Below are 15,626 nucleotides of genomic sequence, written 5' to 3' on the forward strand. Positions count from 1 at the left end.
GCGAAGGCGATATCCCGGAACGCCTAGATGATCCGCAACGTGATGGCTTTCAACACCGCCCGGGTGCGGTCGCGCGTGCCGAGCTTGTCCAGGATCTCGGAAACGTAGTTCTTCACCGTGCCTTCCGACAGGAAGACGGCACGGGCGATTTCCTTGTTCGAATAGCCGCCGGCCAGCAGGCGCAGGATGGCCACTTCGCGCTCGTTGAAGGTGTCGGTCGGGGGCGCCTGGTCGCGAAAGGAATAACGCGCGCGGACCGGGTCGGTGGAGACCGGCGCGAGCAGGGTCTCGCCGCGCGCCACGCGCGTGATCGCGTCCAGCAAGTCCTCCGGACTGGCGTCTTTGAGCAGGAAACCTTGGGCGCCCGCCGCGCTGGCGCGCAGGGGCAGGTCGTTTTCGTCGAAGGTCGTCAACAGGATGACCGGCGTCGCATCGCCGCGCTCGCGCAATCGCCGCAGCATGGCGAAGCCGTCTGTTCCCGGCATGCGGATGTCAGACAGGACGACATCGACGCGTGCCGCCTCCAGCGCGAGCAACAGGGCTTCGCCGTCTTCGGCTTCGATCGCGACCTGCAGTTGCGCGAACCCGGACAGCAAGGCCTTCAGTCCGCCGCGCACGAGCGCCTGATCGTCGGCGAGGGCGAGACGGATGCTCATGCGCGCGCCGGCAAGGTCGCAAGAAGCTGCACGCCGCCATGTTCGCCGCGTTGCACGCGCAGCAAGCCGCCGAGGTTCTGCCAGCGCTCGCGCATGCCGGCCAGGCCGTTGCCGAATACCAGTTCGCCGGCGCCGCGACCGTCATCGCGGATGTCCAGCGTCAGTGCGCCATCGACCCGTCGCAGGACGATCCAGAGGTTGTCGGCGTTCGAATGCCTCGCCGTATTGGTCAACGCCTCCTGCACCGTGCGCAGCACCGCTTCGGCCTGGCCGAGATCGGCGACGCGCGCTTCGTCGGCCAACTCCAGATGCACGCGCGGTTTCGGGAACGGCGCCGCCAACGCCTGCAGCACTTCGCGCAACGCGATGCCGTCGTGCAAGCGCAACTGCTGCACCACGCTACGGATATCGGCCAGCAGCTCGTCCGCGAGCTGGGCGCACAGGGCGACGGCCTGCTCGTCGCGCCAGCGCGGGTCGCGCGCGAGGGCCGACAGATTGAGCTTCAGGGCCGTGAGCTTGTGTCCGGCGATGTCGTGCAGCTCGCGCGACAGGCGCAAGCGCTCGGAATCGCGCACCGATTCTGCCAACAGCGAACGCGTGGCAAGCAGATCCACGTTCACGCGCGCCAGTTCGTCGCGATCGCGTTCGGCGCGAACCGTCATGCCCATCACCAGGGTGGCGAACGCCTGGAAGCTGGCGAACCCCAGGAGAAACATCGACGCATCGCGCAGATCGTGACCCCAGTACCGCATCAGCAACAACAACAACGCGCCGTTCACCGCTGTCAGGATCAACAACAGCCGCCAGCCCTGCGTGTTCACCGCCAGCACGCTGGCCCAGAGAACGAAAAGGATGCCGGCGAGACCGGCCGGGCCGCGACAGAAGATGGCGAAGGCCGCCAACAGCATGATCGCCAGCACGAGCCGGCTCAGGCGGAGGTCTTCGCATTCGCCGCGCACCATGATCGTGGCGAAGCCGAGGGTGAAGACGGACAGGGAAACGATCGTCAGCCACAAGGGCGCGACGCCGACCGGCGCCGGTCGCAGGGCCGACAGCGCGACCACGAGGATGGCGAGATAGGCCGCCAGCGCCAGGGGCGTGAACAGCGCCCGCCAGTCGTTGCCCCGCAACAAGTCCATCGCAATGCGCCTCGTGGCTCGCGTCGCGATATTGCGGCGCGCGTACAGAGTGCGACCGCCGAGCCGCCGCAACAAGATGGCGACCGAAGAAAGTGACTTCCGGCAGGTCGGGGCGATGACCGTCGGCACCTGTTCATGACGAAGGAGGCGCCGACACTGGCCCGGCACGAATCGCCGTGCATCGGTGGAGACGAAGGCCATGAGCCTGTATGCCATTCTCGCGCTGTTCCATGCCGGTCTCGGCACGCTGGCGTTGGCGACGTTCTGGATCGCCGGTCTCTCGCGCAAGGGCAGCCCGTTGCACAAAGGCGCGGGCAAGCTCTATCTGCTGGCGATGGCGGGATTGCTCGCGGCAGCCCTGCCGATGAGCCTGCGCATCATGGCCAGCGGGCGCATCGTCATCGGATGCTTCCTGCTCTACCTGCTGGTGATCTCGGTCACGGCAGTCTGGAACAGTTGGCGCGCGATCCGCGACCGCCGCGACTGGCGCGGGTACACCGGCCCGGTCTATCGCGGCCTGATGTGGCTCAATCTCGCCAGCGGCCTGGGCATCGCCTACGTCGGCCTGTTCGAGGCCAAGGCGATGCAACTCATCATCACGGCGTTCTCCGGAATCGGTCTCGCGGGCTTCGTCGGCATGTGGCGGTTCGCCCGTCGCGCGCCGGAAGATCCACGCTGGTGGTTGCGCGAACACCTGACGGCGATGTTGGGCAATGGCGTGGCCACGCACATCGCCTTCCTGTCGATCGGACTGCCGCGGCTCTTTCCGGAACTGGGCGGCAGCAGCTTGCAGAACATCGCCTGGCTCGGACCGCTGCTGGTGGCTTTCGTCGCCGGCGCCTGGCTGACGCGCAAATACTTGCCCAAGCGATCGCCGCGTGTCGCCGGTGCCGTCGGCTGATCAGAACGAACACCGGGCCGATCGCCATGTCGTTTCCGTAACGCAGGCTGTCCGCAGGCGCAGCCGAAGCCGAGGCTCATGTCGTCCTGCCTGAAGCCAGGGTTATGCTGTGGCCGGGATGGAGGTGAGCCATGGCCTATCTGGAACAGGCGGAACTGTTTTCCGAGCTCGTGCGGGGTGGCCGGGTGGAGCAATACGCGGGTCCGGTGACCCTGTCCGGCGTTCGTGGCGTGCGCTGGCTGGAGCTGCGGGCCACCTTGCATGGCATCGAGCTGTGGGTGTTCGACGTGCAGGACGTGGGCGCGCCCGGGCATGCCGATCTCTACGGGTTCCCGCGGCTCGACGAAGACGAGACGCCATTCGCGGTGGCGACCTTCGACGTCAGCCGCAAGGCCGTGCAGTACGCGCAGGACCAGTACGGGGCCGATCCCCTGCGTTGGGCCCGGCCCGGCCAAGCGAAGGCCGAATACGACGAGTTCCTCAATCAGCAACGCTCCCCCCGCTGGTCCAGCCTCGGCGAACCGAACGACGACGCGGACGGCAGCGGCAGTTTCGGCGGTACCTGAGGCAGGACCGTCAGGGCGCCGGCACGAACTCGACGATTTCGCCGGTATCCACCGTCGCCTGTTGCCGGGCCATGCGCGCGGTGCCGATCACCCGCGAAAAGCCGTCGAAATAGGAGGGCAGCCCTTCCGCATCGATGCCTGGCGCGGACTGCAGCTGGAAATGCAGATGCGGGAAGAACGCACTGCCGGAGGCGCCGATCGCGGCCAGCGTTTCGCCACGCGCCACGCGCTGGCCGGGTCGTACGCGCACGCTGCCCTGCCTGGCATGGGCGTACACGCCGAATTCGCCATGGCCATGATCGACCAGCACGTAGTTGCCGAAAAGCACCATCGGTTCGGCCGCGAGTCGCGACTGGTCGAAGCTGCGATTGTCGGGCTCGTCGTTCGCGACGGCGACCACGACGCCGTCACCGACGGACAGGATGGGCCGGCCGAAACCGAACCAGTCTTCGTTGCGGGCGAAACTGCCGGCGAACATTTCGCCGGACTTGTCCACCGTCACGAAGTCGTAGCTGTAGCGCATGAAGTTTCGCGTGAAACCCATCGCCGCGATCGGGGCGAAATGCACGTCGAAACGGCGATGATGACCGAGCAGGTCGTGCCCGTCGTAGTTGATCATGCGACCGGCCAGGGGCAAACGCAGCGACTGGCCGTTGCGATAGTCGCTCGGCGCGACGTCGATGTCGCGCGCGGCCTTGCGGCTGCCGTCTTCGTTCGACAACTCGACGCGATAGCTCAGGCGCGCGATCGGCAGTTCGGCCGGAAAGCGTTCGAACGGATTGAATACGGTCAGGCCATCGCCAGCGGCGATGTCGCGCCCACCCAAGGTCTGCACGCTGGGGCGCACGCCATTGCCATCGACGAAGCGGCGCAGCAACAGCTCGCCCTTCGCGTCGTAGGCGCTGACTTGCAGGCGATCGATCGCTACGGCGACGTCGCTGCGATTGTCGATGCGCAGCTCGAAGTTCAGAGCGCGATGATCGCCGAAACGTTCGAAACGGATCGTCGCCGGCTCGGCCGCGATGCGCACATCGGGGCCGTCATCGGCCGCCAGGGCGGCGAGAGGGAGCAGGGACAGCAGGAGAAAGCGGTAGCGCATCGGCGGTATTCCATCGGGCAATGCGACGATGGATACCGGCGGGCGCCGTTCCGTTGCAGCGCTCCGCGCTAGACGTCGCCGTCGGCGAGCCAGCCCTCGCCGGTGCCGCGATTGAACACCGTGTCGCCGGGCTGGACATCGCCGGCGGGAATGCTGTCCTGCAGCGCCAGCTCGGCGTACAGCGGCCGGAAATCCGGCTCGGTCGCGCGCATCAGCTGATCGAAGCCGTCGATGACGAAATAGGTCTTCTGATAGGTGTCGATGCGGTAACGCGTACGCATCACGCGCGCGAGGTCGAAACCGATGCGGTTCGGCGCCGGCGATTCGAGGCAATGGATGGACTCGCCTTTCGAACTGACGATGCCCGACCCGTAGATGCGCAGTCCCCGCGAGGTCCTGATGAGACCGAACTCCACCGTGTACCAGTACAGCCGCGTCAGTTGCGCCAGGGCTTCGGGCCCGATGCCATGGGCCTTCACGCCGCCGCAGCCGTAGGCCTGCATGTAGTCGGCGAACACCGGGATCATCAGCAGCGGCACATGACCGAACAGATCGTGGAAGAGATCCGGTTCGCTGAGGTAGTCGAGCTGCTCGGGCTTTCGGATCCACCAGGTCACCGGAAAGCGCCGATTGGCCAGGTGCTCGAAGAAAGTCAGCTCCGGCAGGAGGCCCTCGACGCCGACCAAGGTCCAGCCCGTCTTCTTCTGCAGCATCCGATTGAGTTCGGAGAACTTCGGGATGGCCGATTCGCCCATGCCCATGGCGTCCTGCGCAGCCAGGAACTCGTCGCAGGCGCGATCGACCAGGATCTCGCGCTGGCGTCGATACAGATCGCCCCAGACGGCATGGTCGATCGCGGTGTAACTGTCCCAGGGCTGTTCGACGACAGCGGTCGTATAGACCGGCACGAAACCCTTGTCGGTCATCTGGTGCTCGAGACGCTGGGGATTGGACATGGCGGTCGGTCGGAAGGAGGCGGAAACGATTTTAGGCGCCTTCCAGCGCAACGAGCTTGCAAACTTGCGCTTGAACGACCGAATGGCGCAAGATTATTCGATCAGATAGGACTATCGCGCAACGATGGACGAAGTTCGTCTCGATCGCACCGATCTTGCCCTGTTGGCCGTGTTGCAGGCCGAAGGGCGGATCAGCAATGCCGACCTCGCCGAACGGGTGAATCTTTCGGCCTCGGCCTGCCTGCGCCGCGTACAGCGCCTGGAGCAGGCCGGCGTGATCGCCGGCTATTCGGCGGCGGTGGATCCCGCGCGGGTCGGGCTCGGCCTGCAGGCCTTCGTGCGCGTGCAGCTGGCGCGGCACGACGCCGATGCCATCGCCGAGTTTTCCCGCCGCGTGAATGCCTGGGACGAAGTCGCCTCCTGCCATGCGCTGACCGGCGACATGGATTATCTGCTGCATGTCATCGTGCAGGATCTCGATCATTTCTCCCGCTTCCTGCTTGATCGCCTGCTCAACGACGGCGGCGTCGCCGACGTGAATTCGAGCTTCGTGCTGCGCGCCGTCAAACAGCGGCGCCGCCTGACGCTGGACCATCTGACCTGAGGAGCGAGCCATGATCGGCAACGACGGCATCCAAGCGCCCGCGCCGGCGGAACGCAAGATCCTGTTCTTCGGCGTTCTGGCGGTCCTGCTGATTTCCGGGCTCGCGCCGCACGACCGCCTGACCTGGGCGATGGAAGTGATCTGGGTGGCGGCGGGATTGCCGCTGATCGCGTGGGCTTGGGGGCGGTTTCCGTTGACGCGACTGCTGTGCTGGCTGCTGGCGCTGCACGCATTGATCCTGATCTACGGTGGCCACTACACCTATGCCGAAACGCCGCTGGGCGATTGGGTTCGCGAGGTTTTCGATCTCAAGCGCAACCACTACGACCGGCTCGGTCATTTCGCGCAGGGCTTCATCCCGGCGATCCTCGCGCGCGAACTGTTGCTGCGGCGCACGCCCTTGCAGCGCGGCGGCTGGTTGTTCTATCTCGTCGCCAGCGCCTGCCTCGCGTTCAGCGCGTTCTTCGAATTCATCGAATGGTGGGCGGCATTGCTCATGGGCGGCGACGCCGACGCCTACCTCGCGACCCAGGGCGATGTCTGGGACACGCAATGGGACATGTTCCTCTGTCTTTGCGGCGCCATCGTCTCGCAGCTGATGTGGTCGAAGCTGCACGACCGACAGCTGGGCGTCGTGCGCAACTAAGCTCGGAATCCGATATCAGGTTTCCGTTTCCATCGGCGAACCGCCATCGAGCATCACCTGGTTGCGGCCGGCGTTCTTCGCCGCATACATCGCCCGGTCGGCGCGCCGCAGCAGGTGGCTGAACTGCTGGTCGCCGGGCGCGAGCAGGGCCACGCCCGCCGAGATGGTGACGGTCATGGCGTCGTCCTCGAACTGCATCGGCGTCTCGGCGAAGGCGATGCGCACGCGTTCGGCGGCGGCCAACGCACTGGCCGCATCAGTATTGGGCAGGATGGCGACGAACTCCTCGCCGCCGAGGCGGCCGACCAGATCTTCGCTGCGCAGGCTCTCGCGCAGGCGCCGCACCGTCTCCATCAGGGCCTGGTCGCCGGTTTCGTGGCCGAACTGGTCGTTGATGCGTTTGAAGTGATCGACGTCGACGATCATCATCGCCATCGGAATGCCATGCCGGCGCGAGGCCGCGATCGCGCGGCGCGCGAGGTCCTCGATCGCGCGTCGGTTGTAGATGCCGGTCAGGTAGTCGAGCTGGGCGGCGCGCTCGAGTTCTTGCTGGCTGCGTTCGGTGCACATGAGCAGGAAGCCGACCGTGCTCAGCACGGGCAGCAGGCCGAGCAGCACGAAGGCCCAGTTCTGTCCGGGCGGCAATTGGAAGAAGGAATCGACGAGCAGGGGCGTAGCCAGTTCGTAAATGGCGCGATAGGCGATCAGCGCGGTGCCGCCGACGAAGATAACCGCCGTGGTCAACGGGATCGCGCCGCGCGGGCCATGGCGGCGCAGGATGGCGCGCGCGCTGCTGCCGATCAGCAGGGCCATCAGCAGCGAAGTGGCGACGATGCGCCAATGCAGGCTGGGCCAGGCGTAGACGAACCAGGCCGAACTCGCCATCACCAGGACGGTGATGATGGCCAGCCGAAGGATGCGGCGTGGCACGCCGTAGAACAGACGCAGCGCGATCGCATTGCAGCTCATCGCGGCGGCGGCCAGGGTATTGGCGAACACTACCGAGACCAGATCGGGCACTTGACCGCGCAGGCCCAGCAGGGCGAACGCGAACGGATAGATCAGCATCGCCGCCAGCCACCAGCGCAGGCTGGGCCGCACGGCGCGCGGCAGGCTGCGCCAGACCACGAGCAGCAGCACATCGATCAGCGCCGTCAGCAGGGCACCGAGTACCAGGAACGTGCGGATGTCCAACTGCCAGGCCACGCGACCCCCTATCGGGGAAAACGATGCAAAGCTCGCACCAGCTTACGCCCGGAAAACGTGCGCTACGTCACGGATCGCCTTCGTTACGCCGGCGGAAGGGCAGTACTTGTCCACGGATCTCTTCGGGACGCTGCCAGAGGACCGGCACATCGTCCGGTCGCGGCGGCTCCAGCGTCTGCGCCTCGTCGTCGTTGGCGGCCTCTTCTTCGTCTTCCCAGCTGTAACGGCGCCGGGGAGGCATCGGGTCTGCACGGCGCCAGAGTACGCCCGCCAACAGGCCCATCAGGGCGCCCGACAAGTGGTATTCCCAGGACACCCCGAGCTCCTGCGGCAACACCGTCAGCAGCATGCCACCGAAGAAGAAGAAGGCGATCATCGCCGCCGACAGCGAAGCGCGATCGCGTCGCAGCAGGGCCAGCGTGAAGATCATGAAACCCAGGCCATGGGTGATGCCACTGGCACCGATATGGAAACCCTGGGTGCCGAGCAGCCAGGTCCCCAGTCCCGCACCGAACCAGATCAGCGGCAGGGCGCGCAGGGTTGCGCGCGGGAAGACCGTGCCGGTCAGCGTGCCCAACACCAGGATGGAGAACGCGTTCGAGCCCAGGTGGCCGACCGAGCCATGCATCAGCGGCGCGGTCAGGATGCCGACGAGCCCCTCCACGCGTTGCGGTTGTATGGCCAGAGCCTGTGTCCAAGGCCAGGCGTTCTGGGCGAAGAAGCACAGGCCCAGCAGCACGATGACCCCGAGGCTCAGGTTCAGCGCACGCTTGAACCGCGCCAGTACGCTCGGGGCCGCCGCGAGTTCGGCATCAGGGTCGGTATCGTGCAATTGCATACGCAGAACATGGGGCGTGGCGACGCCAACGCAAGGGCGCCGACGCCGCCACCCCAGCTTACGCGGCTTCCTGGGCCTTGTCCGCCGCGCGCGGCGGAATCCACAAACTCAACAGCATCGCGCTGCCGATCAGCGCCGCGACCACGCCCAGGGACAGGGCCACCGGGATCTTCACCACGTCCAGCAGCAGCATCTTGGCGCCGATGAAGATCAGCACGCAGGCCAGGCCGTAGGACAGCAAGTGGAATTTCTCGGCCATGCCGGCCAGCAGGAAATACAGCGCGCGCAAGCCCAGCACCGCGAACACGTTCGAGGTCAGCACGATGAACGGGTCGGTGGTGATGGCGAAGATCGCCGGGATCGAATCGACGGCGAAGATCACGTCGGTGACGCCGATCATCACCAGCACCAGGAACAGCGGCGTGTAACGCCGGCGACCGCCTTCGCCGATCCACAGCGATTCGCCGTGATAGCCGCGCGTCAACGGCAGGCGCGTCGTCAACCAGCGCAGCACGGGATTGTTTTCCAGGTTCGGCTGCTGTCCGGCGGCCCAGAGCATCTTCGCGCCGGTGCCGAGCAGGAACAGACCGAAGACGTAGAGAATCCAGTGGAACTGCGCGATCAGGGCCGCGCCGACGAAGATCATGATCGCGCGCAAGGCGATCGCGCCGAGTACGCCGAACACCAGTACGCGCTGCTGCGAGGCGGCCGGCACGCCGAAATAGGTGAACAGCATCAGGAAGATGAAGATGTTGTCTACCGCCAGCGCCTTCTCGACCAGGTAGCCGGTCAGGAATTCGAGGCCAATCCGGTCGGCGTCGACGCCGGGCATCTGGCCTTTCAGGTACCACCACAGGCCGGTGTTGAAGAGCAGGGCGAGCGCGATCCAGACCGCGCTCCAGGTCAGCGCTTCGCGCGCGCTGACCTTGTGCGGACCGTTCTGGCGAAGCACGAGCAGGTCGACCGCGAGGGCGATGACGATGAAGGCGGCGAATGCCGCCCACATGACAGGGGTACCGATGGTTTGCATGAATGAGCTCCCGAAATGAAAAAACCCCGCGCCAATGGCGCAGGGCTGTCTTTCGGACATACCTTCGCCACGGACGGGCGAAGGTCTTGCTCGCAGGTACTTTGCCTGCCTGCCGGACCGGAGGGTTTTACCCTCGTGATGACGATCCAGGCAGCGGGAGCTACTCCCCTTCAGGGCCGAGATTAACCCGGTCCGGGCGTGAAAGTCACGCGCAGGGCCGTCGCCCGGGCAGGGACCGTTACAATACGTGAATGAATACCCCTGCCCTGCCCGTCGTTCATCTGAAGATCGAGCGGCGCTCGAACCACCCCTGGATCTTCCAGAAGATGGTGGAAAAGCCCGTCGCCAAGCCCAAGCCCGGCACGATCGTGGACATCGTCGACGCCACCGGCGCCTGGGTCGGTCGCGGCTTCTACAACGGCCATTCGCGCATCGCCCTGCGCGTACTGACCGAGAATCCCGACGAGGTCGTCGACCAGGCTTTCTTCGCCGCACGCATCCGGCAGGCCATCGCGCTGCGTCGCGACCTGCTGCGCCTGGACGAAGTCAGCGACGCCTGGCGCGTCGTGCATTCGGAAGGCGATGGGCTCTCGGGCCTGGTGGTGGATCGTTACGGCGACCTGCTCGTCGTCGAATTCTTCTCGGCCGGCGCGTTTCGCCATCGCGAATGGATCTACGCCGCCCTGCGCGAGGCTTTCCCGGACTGCCGCTTCTATGCCTTCGCCGAAGAACATGTGCAGAAGCAGGAGAGTTTCGATTTCCGCGCGCCCGATGCGCCGACGCCGAGCGTCATCACCGAATACGGCCTGAAGTTCCGCGCCAGTCCGGGCAGCGGCCATAAGACCGGTTTCTTCGCCGACCAGCGCGACAACCGCGAGTTCCTGTCGCGTTTCACCGCCGGCAAGCGCGTGCTCGACATCTGCTGCAACTCCGGTGGTTTCGCCATCTACGCCAAGGCACGCGGCGAAGCCGAAGAAGTGACCGGCATCGACCTCGACGAGGAGATCCTCGAGATCGCCGAGAAGAACGCGCGCCTGAACAGCGCGAAGGTACGCTTCGTGCAGGCCGACCTGTTCCCGTGGCTGCGCGATGCCGGCGCGCGCGGCGAACAATTCGACGTCGTCATCCTCGATCCGGCCAAGCTCACGCGCGATCGGGACCAGGTGATTCCGGCGCTGAAGAAATACCTCGACATGAACAAGCTGGCGATGTCGGTGGTGAAGCCCGGAGGTATCCTGCTGAGCTGTTCGTGCACCGGCTTGGTCAGCGAAGAGCAGTTCCTCGACATGCTGCGTCGCGCGGCGTTCTATGCCGGCCGCACCGTGCAGATCCTGAAAGTCGCCGGCGCCGGCGGCGATCATCCGTTCATGGCGCATGTGCAGGAAAGCCGGTACCTGAAGGCCGTGTTCTGTCGCGTCGACTGACGCGATCCGCTGTTCGCCGCCCCCCGAAACACAGGATCCTCCGTGGACGCCATCGCCCCGCCCGCCCGCCGCGCCGCGCTTGCTTTCATCTTCGTCACGGTGCTGATCGACATCCTGTCCTTCGGTCTGATCATCCCGGTGCTGCCGCAGCTGTTGAAGCAATTCATGGGCGGCGACATCTCGCGCGCCACGCTCTGGCATGGCCTGTTCGCCACCGCCTTCATGGCGATGCAGTTCTTCAGCTCGCCGATCCAGGGCGCGCTGTCCGATCGTTTCGGGCGTCGACCGATCATCCTGATCTCGAACCTGGGTCTCGCCGTCGATTTCCTGATCATGGCGATCGCGCAGACCCTGCCGCTGCTGTTCATCGGGCGATTGCTGTCGGGCGTTACCTCGGCGAGTTTCAGCACGGCCAACGCCTACGTCGCCGACGTGACGCCGCCGGACAAACGCGCGGCGGCCTTCGGCAAACTCGGCATGGCCTTCGGCCTCGGTTTCACCCTGGCGCCGGTGTTCGGCTCCTTCCTGGGCAAGATCGACGTCCGTTTCCCCTTCTACGTCGCCGCCGGCCTGGCTTTCGCGAATTTCTGCTACGGCTACTTCGTCCTGCCCGAATCGCTGACGCCGGAAAATCGCTCGCCGCGTTTCGAATGGGCGCGGGCCAACCCGGTCGCCTCGCTGAGATTGCTGCGTGGGCATCCGGAACTGTTCGGCCTGGCCAGCGTCGTTTTCTTGATGGCCGTGGCGCACATGGTGTATCCGACCACCTTCGCGCTCTACGCCGATTATCGCTTCGGCTGGGATCAGAGCAGGCTCGAAATGGTCGGTTACACGCTGCTGCTCGTCGGCGTGCTCACCATCATCGTGCAGGGCGGCCTGATCGGACGCATCGTCAAGGCGTTGGGCGAGCGGCGTGCGCTGATGTTCGGCCTGATGTGCGGCATGCTGGGCTTCTTCTTCTACGGCTTGGCGCCGACCGGCTACTGGTTCTGGGCCGCGATGCCGATCGCGGCGCTCTGGGGCGTGGCCAACCCGGCCGCACAGGCGATCATGACGCGGCATGTGACGCCGCAGGAACAAGGGCGCTTGCAGGGCGCGATCGGCAGCATGAACTCCATCGCCGGCATCATTGCGCCGACCATGTTCACGCAGACCTTGGCCGCGGTCGCGCAGGCGCATGTGCATACCTTCTGGGCCGGCGCGACCTTCTGGCTCGCCTCGGCGATGCTGGCCATCGCCGCCTTGGTCGCCTGGCGCACGACGCGCGGCGAATAAGCCGCTGGCGTAGGATAGAACCCCCGAGGAGAACGCGCATGAGCGACAAGCCCACTCGCGAACAGGCCGAAGCCGCCGTCCGCACCCTGCTCAGCTGGGCCGGCGAGAATCCGTCGCGCGAAGGCCTGCTCGACACGCCCAAGCGCGTGGTCGAGGCCTATGGCGACTGGTTCTCCGGTTATGCCGAGGATCCCGAGGAGTTCCTGCGCCGCACCTTCGAGGAAGTCGCGGGCTACGACGAGATGATCGTGCTGCGCGACATCGAATTCGAATCGCATTGCGAACACCACATGGCGCCGATCATCGGCCGGGCCCATGTGGGCTATCTGCCGGACGGCAAGGTGGTCGGCATCAGCAAGCTCGCGCGCGTGGTCGAAACCTACGCGCGGCGCTTCCAGGTGCAGGAGAAGATGACGGCGCAGATCGCCCGCTGCATCGAGCACGTGCTGATGCCGCGCGGCGTCGCCGTCGTCGTCGAGGCGGCGCACGAATGCATGACCACGCGCGGCATCCACAAGCGTGGCGTCAGCATGGTGACCTCGAAGATGCTCGGCGCGTTCCGCGAGGACGCCCGCACCCGCACCGAATTCCTGCAGTTCATCGGCATGCAGCATGGGCGCTGAGGCGGCGGTATGATGTGCCGCGCGACCCCGGATCCGGCCAAGAACCCGATATGACCGCCCCCGACGCCGAGCTGCAAACACTGAAGGCGCGCCTGCAGCAAGCAGTGCAGGACGTCGAGGACGCCGAGCACGCACGCGACAAAGCCAATCTGGCGCGCATGAAGGTGGCCGGCCAGCTCAACACCTTGCAGAAGAGCCTGGCCGCGGCCGCACCCGACGGCAGTACGTCCGACGATCCGCAGACTGCGGCGCTCGAGCGCGTCGAATGGCTGGCCGTGCATGGCAAACCCGATCCCGAAGCGGCGATTGCCGCGAAAGCGGCCGAAATGGAAGCGCCGATGCCCAGTCGTGCCGTGCTCGAAGCCGTGCACACGGGCGCGCGCGCGTTCACCAAGGAACAGCTCGAATTCACCATCGGCGAAGTCATGGTATTGACCGGCTGGGAAATGACGCCGATCGAACTCCTGGCCAAGGGCCAGCCCTGGCTGGCCGAACAGGTGCTCAAGCACCAGGGCTCGATCGCGTAGCCGCGGATGGTTTTCGCCTTACGCACCGCAGCATTGCTCGGAACTCTTCTCCTGTCGTTGCCGACCGAAGCGCGCACGGTCTACCGCTGCGTGCGCGACGGCACGGTCAGCCTGGCCACCGCGCCCGAACCCGGTTCGAAGTGCAAGGCGATCGAGATCGACGACAACGCCGCGAAATTGCCGAATCTCTGGGGCAACCTCGGCAAGCACAGCGGCGTCCTGTACGAGCGCTGGCAGGATGGGCGCATGGTCTATAGCACGCGCAATCTGCCGGGCTCGATCGAAGTGCTGAAGTTCACAGTGCAAACGCCCGCAGCGGCGCAGGCGCATGCCGGCCTGGGTTCGATGGGTCCGCCGCGTACCGACGTGCAAGTGGCCGAGTTCCGCGCCGCCGCGAAATCCGCCGGCGTGGATGAGGCTTGGCTTCGCGCCATCGCGCATGTCGAAAGTGGCTACGATTCCAAAGCCGAGTCGCCCAAGGGCGCGCAGGGCGTGATGCAGCTGATGCCGGCGACGGCGACGCAGTATGGCGTCAAGGATCCCTTCGACGCGGCGCAATCGATCAGCGCCGGCGCGCGCCATCTGCGCGACCTGATGAAGCAGTACGGCGGCGACCTGTCGCTGACCGCCGCGGCCTACAACGCCGGCCCGGGTGCGGTGGCGCGCTACGGCGGCATCCCGCCGTATGCGGAAACTCGCGACTACGTCGTTCGCGTGCTCGCCTTGCACGAGCAGTACCGCAAGGCACTGTCGGCGAAGACGAAGAAGAAGAGCGATTGACCGGATCGCGTCGGCGCGCTTCAGCGCGTGGCGACGAGGACACCGATGCTGTCCGCCTCCTGGTAGATGGCGTTGTTGGCCGCCGTTTGCGCGAACTGGTTCAGGGCGTTGCGTGCCACGCCACTGTAGGCGATCGCCACCACCCAGCGCGCGCGCAGGTTGGGCGCCTGGTAGTTCTGGATCTTCTGCATGTCCGCTTGCGCGGCCGGCAGCAGCGCGGCGCCGGCATTGGTCGCGCTTTCCACCTTGAGCTCGATCGCATACGAGCCGTTGGCGTCGCCGGCGAGTACGTCCAGGCTCTGCGCGGCGTTCGGTGCGGGATAAGGGACTTCGCGCGCGGCGGAATCTCCGCGTAGCCGGAGCAGCACCACCAGTTCCACCTGTTGCCAGATCTCCCAGGCGGCGCCGGTACTGATCGCCTGGGCGATGTGCGATCGATCGATGATGAGCATGTTGACGATGTCGGTGTTGATCATGGGTTTCCTCCGGAACGCCCCGCTACGCCCACGACCCGTCTTGCGGGCCATGGGCGAGCGGGAGCGCCTCAGATGTTGAGGTTGCCGATCTGGGTCGATGCGTTGTTGCCGAGTTTGGTGATGACGGTGGTGCTGACCTGGTCCCACACGTCCTCGTCCAGGGTCATCGTCTGGGTGCCGTATTTCAACGTGACGCTCGAGCTGTTGTAGTTCGTCCAGAGGAATTCGGTGGTGGTTTCGGACGTCGTGAAGGTGAAGGCCGAACAGTTCATCGCCATCGTGTTGCGCGCGCCGTTGTTGTCGGTGACGGGCACGATCTGGAAATTGCCGCCGGATGTGCTGTGCGTGTGGCTGTCCCAGACCACATACCAGGGATCGTCGGTGCCCAGGTTCTTAAGCGCGTCGAGCGCCGCTTCGACCACGGCGACTTCAGGACCGCCGGCGACCGCCGCGGTGACGATCTCGATGATGGCGTTGTTGATCGAGAAGGACGAACCGGAGGCCTGGTAGGTCTGGAATCCGAAAGCCTGCGAATCCCAGCCGCAGATCTGCAGGACCTTCACGTAGTTGGCGTACCAGTTCATCACCTGCGCGGCGTCGTTGCGGTTGTACAGGGTGTCGGAATTCATCGCCGCCAGCAGGGTGCTGTTGAGCGCCGCGCTGGTGTGATCCGGGCTGACACCTGCGGTGAACGCGACCAGGCTGCCGCCGTCGACGTTGGCCTGGCCGTTGCTGCTAGCGGTCGCGCGCAGTTTCTGCGCGGCGGTCCGGGCTTTCGCCGCTTGCACTGCCGCGGCGCTCGGTTGCGGGATCGAAAGCGCCGACAGGGCGGCGATGCGGTCGGAAGCGGAAACTACGAGAGGCTTGGACATGGTCTCTC

General features: G+C 65.7%; 18 protein-coding genes. 9 read left to right on the forward strand and 9 right to left on the reverse strand.

Translation table 11 applies throughout. The annotated features are described in order from the left end of the window. Positions 1-23: 23 nt before the first annotated feature. Together QM707_RS13770 and QM707_RS13775 are read right to left on the reverse strand one after the other, a co-directional pair. Positions 24-656: a response regulator gene (locus tag QM707_RS13770; protein WP_415002447.1), complete on the reverse strand. Its 633-nt coding sequence runs from the start codon at positions 654-656 to the stop codon at positions 24-26. Beyond that, complete coding sequence (locus QM707_RS13775) at positions 653-2,011, reverse strand: sensor histidine kinase (protein WP_415002448.1); 1,359 nt, start codon at positions 2,009-2,011, stop codon at positions 653-655. The genes QM707_RS13770 and QM707_RS13775 overlap by 4 nt, the downstream gene beginning before the upstream one ends. Here QM707_RS13775 and QM707_RS13780 point away from each other — a divergent pair. Further along, positions 1,995-2,696 carry a hypothetical protein gene (locus QM707_RS13780; protein WP_415002449.1) on the forward strand — a complete coding sequence of 234 codons (702 nt, stop codon included), beginning with the start codon at positions 1,995-1,997 and terminating at the stop codon, positions 2,694-2,696. The genes QM707_RS13775 and QM707_RS13780 overlap by 17 nt on opposite strands. A gap of 131 nt (positions 2,697-2,827) precedes the next feature. Next, entirely contained in the window at positions 2,828-3,262 is a 435-nt protein-coding gene (locus QM707_RS13785) for a hypothetical protein (protein WP_415002450.1), read from the forward strand. A 10-nt stretch (positions 3,263-3,272) separates the two neighbouring features. On the opposite strand, the gene QM707_RS13790 is transcribed toward QM707_RS13785, so the two are convergent. Beyond that, positions 3,273-4,361 (reverse strand): M23 family metallopeptidase, encoded by a 1,089-nt coding sequence (locus QM707_RS13790; RefSeq protein WP_415002451.1) that lies wholly within the window; start codon positions 4,359-4,361, stop codon positions 3,273-3,275. 68 nt (positions 4,362-4,429) lie between these two features. After that, positions 4,430-5,317 carry a phenylalanine 4-monooxygenase gene (gene phhA / locus QM707_RS13795; RefSeq protein WP_415002452.1) on the reverse strand — a complete coding sequence of 296 codons (888 nt, stop codon included), beginning with the start codon at positions 5,315-5,317 and terminating at the stop codon, positions 4,430-4,432. 124 nt (positions 5,318-5,441) lie between these two features. Between phhA and QM707_RS13800 the strand changes: the two genes are divergently transcribed. Beyond that, positions 5,442-5,921 (forward strand): Lrp/AsnC family transcriptional regulator, encoded by a 480-nt coding sequence (locus QM707_RS13800; protein ID WP_415002453.1) that lies wholly within the window; start codon positions 5,442-5,444, stop codon positions 5,919-5,921. Positions 5,922-5,931: 10 nt separating this feature from the next. Then, a complete protein-coding gene (locus QM707_RS13805) occupies positions 5,932-6,567 on the forward strand; it encodes a DUF2238 domain-containing protein (protein WP_415002454.1) in 636 nt (211 codons plus the stop codon). A 15-nt stretch (positions 6,568-6,582) separates the two neighbouring features. On the opposite strand, the gene QM707_RS13810 is transcribed toward QM707_RS13805, so the two are convergent. From QM707_RS13810 to QM707_RS13820, 3 genes are all read right to left on the reverse strand, one after another. Then, the gene (locus tag QM707_RS13810) at positions 6,583-7,773 is read right to left on the reverse strand and encodes a GGDEF domain-containing protein (RefSeq protein ID WP_415002455.1); all 1,191 of its coding nucleotides are present in this window, start codon (positions 7,771-7,773) and stop codon (positions 6,583-6,585) included. 67 nt (positions 7,774-7,840) lie between these two features. Beyond that, on the reverse strand, positions 7,841-8,611 hold the full coding sequence (locus QM707_RS13815) for a rhomboid family intramembrane serine protease (RefSeq protein WP_415002456.1): 771 nt from the start codon (positions 8,609-8,611) through the stop codon (positions 7,841-7,843). A 58-nt stretch (positions 8,612-8,669) separates the two neighbouring features. Next, a complete protein-coding gene (locus QM707_RS13820; RefSeq protein WP_415002457.1) occupies positions 8,670-9,641 on the reverse strand; it encodes a TerC family protein in 972 nt (323 codons plus the stop codon). Between the two features lie 251 nt (positions 9,642-9,892). On the opposite strand from QM707_RS13820, the gene QM707_RS13825 reads away from it, so the two are divergent. From QM707_RS13825 to QM707_RS13845, 5 genes are read left to right on the forward strand one after another with little or no spacing between them, the layout of a single operon-like run. Next, positions 9,893-11,065, forward strand: a complete 1,173-nt coding sequence (locus QM707_RS13825; protein ID WP_415002458.1) for a class I SAM-dependent rRNA methyltransferase — start codon at positions 9,893-9,895, stop codon at positions 11,063-11,065. Between the two features lie 42 nt (positions 11,066-11,107). Further along, positions 11,108-12,340 (forward strand): TCR/Tet family MFS transporter, encoded by a 1,233-nt coding sequence (locus QM707_RS13830; protein WP_415002459.1) that lies wholly within the window; start codon positions 11,108-11,110, stop codon positions 12,338-12,340. Positions 12,341-12,378: 38 nt separating this feature from the next. Continuing rightward, positions 12,379-12,963, forward strand: coding sequence for a GTP cyclohydrolase I FolE (folE, locus tag QM707_RS13835; protein ID WP_415002460.1), 585 nt, complete (start codon positions 12,379-12,381; stop codon positions 12,961-12,963). Positions 12,964-13,013: 50 nt separating this feature from the next. Continuing rightward, a complete protein-coding gene (locus QM707_RS13840; protein WP_415002461.1) occupies positions 13,014-13,490 on the forward strand; it encodes a hypothetical protein in 477 nt (158 codons plus the stop codon). 6 nt (positions 13,491-13,496) lie between these two features. Beyond that, positions 13,497-14,270, forward strand: coding sequence for a lytic transglycosylase domain-containing protein (locus tag QM707_RS13845; RefSeq protein ID WP_415002462.1), 774 nt, complete (start codon positions 13,497-13,499; stop codon positions 14,268-14,270). A gap of 20 nt (positions 14,271-14,290) precedes the next feature. Here the strand turns inward: QM707_RS13845 and QM707_RS13850 are convergent, their stop codons facing one another. Beyond that, entirely contained in the window at positions 14,291-14,746 is a 456-nt protein-coding gene (locus QM707_RS13850) for a hypothetical protein (RefSeq protein WP_415002463.1), read from the reverse strand. A 68-nt stretch (positions 14,747-14,814) separates the two neighbouring features. Further along, positions 14,815-15,618: a hypothetical protein gene (locus QM707_RS13855; RefSeq protein WP_415002464.1), complete on the reverse strand. Its 804-nt coding sequence runs from the start codon at positions 15,616-15,618 to the stop codon at positions 14,815-14,817. Between the last annotated feature and the right edge of the window lie 8 nt (positions 15,619-15,626).

It is taken from the genome of Arenimonas sp., assembly GCF_047602345.1.
Taxonomy (GTDB): Bacteria; Pseudomonadota; Gammaproteobacteria; order Xanthomonadales; family Xanthomonadaceae; genus Arenimonas.

Coding starts and splice junctions, on each gene's coding strand:
- QM707_RS13770 (WP_415002447.1), bottom strand. CDS start 656: ATGAGCATCCGTCTCGCCCTCGCCGACGATCAGGCGCTCGTGCGCGGC.
- QM707_RS13780 (WP_415002449.1), top strand. CDS start 1,995: ATGAGCCTGTATGCCATTCTCGCGCTGTTCCATGCCGGTCTCGGCACG.
- QM707_RS13775 (WP_415002448.1), bottom strand. CDS start 2,011: ATGGCATACAGGCTCATGGCCTTCGTCTCCACCGATGCACGGCGATTC.
- QM707_RS13785 (WP_415002450.1), top strand. CDS start 2,828: ATGGCCTATCTGGAACAGGCGGAACTGTTTTCCGAGCTCGTGCGGGGT.
- QM707_RS13790 (WP_415002451.1), bottom strand. CDS start 4,361: ATGCGCTACCGCTTTCTCCTGCTGTCCCTGCTCCCTCTCGCCGCCCTG.
- phhA (WP_415002452.1), bottom strand. CDS start 5,317: ATGTCCAATCCCCAGCGTCTCGAGCACCAGATGACCGACAAGGGTTTC.
- QM707_RS13800 (WP_415002453.1), top strand. CDS start 5,442: ATGGACGAAGTTCGTCTCGATCGCACCGATCTTGCCCTGTTGGCCGTG.
- QM707_RS13805 (WP_415002454.1), top strand. CDS start 5,932: ATGATCGGCAACGACGGCATCCAAGCGCCCGCGCCGGCGGAACGCAAG.
- QM707_RS13815 (WP_415002456.1), bottom strand. CDS start 8,611: ATGCAATTGCACGATACCGACCCTGATGCCGAACTCGCGGCGGCCCCG.
- QM707_RS13820 (WP_415002457.1), bottom strand. CDS start 9,641: ATGCAAACCATCGGTACCCCTGTCATGTGGGCGGCATTCGCCGCCTTC.
- QM707_RS13825 (WP_415002458.1), top strand. CDS start 9,893: ATGAATACCCCTGCCCTGCCCGTCGTTCATCTGAAGATCGAGCGGCGC.
- folE (WP_415002460.1), top strand. CDS start 12,379: ATGAGCGACAAGCCCACTCGCGAACAGGCCGAAGCCGCCGTCCGCACC.
- QM707_RS13840 (WP_415002461.1), top strand. CDS start 13,014: ATGACCGCCCCCGACGCCGAGCTGCAAACACTGAAGGCGCGCCTGCAG.
- QM707_RS13845 (WP_415002462.1), top strand. CDS start 13,497: ATGGTTTTCGCCTTACGCACCGCAGCATTGCTCGGAACTCTTCTCCTG.
- QM707_RS13850 (WP_415002463.1), bottom strand. CDS start 14,746: ATGATCAACACCGACATCGTCAACATGCTCATCATCGATCGATCGCAC.
- QM707_RS13855 (WP_415002464.1), bottom strand. CDS start 15,618: ATGTCCAAGCCTCTCGTAGTTTCCGCTTCCGACCGCATCGCCGCCCTG.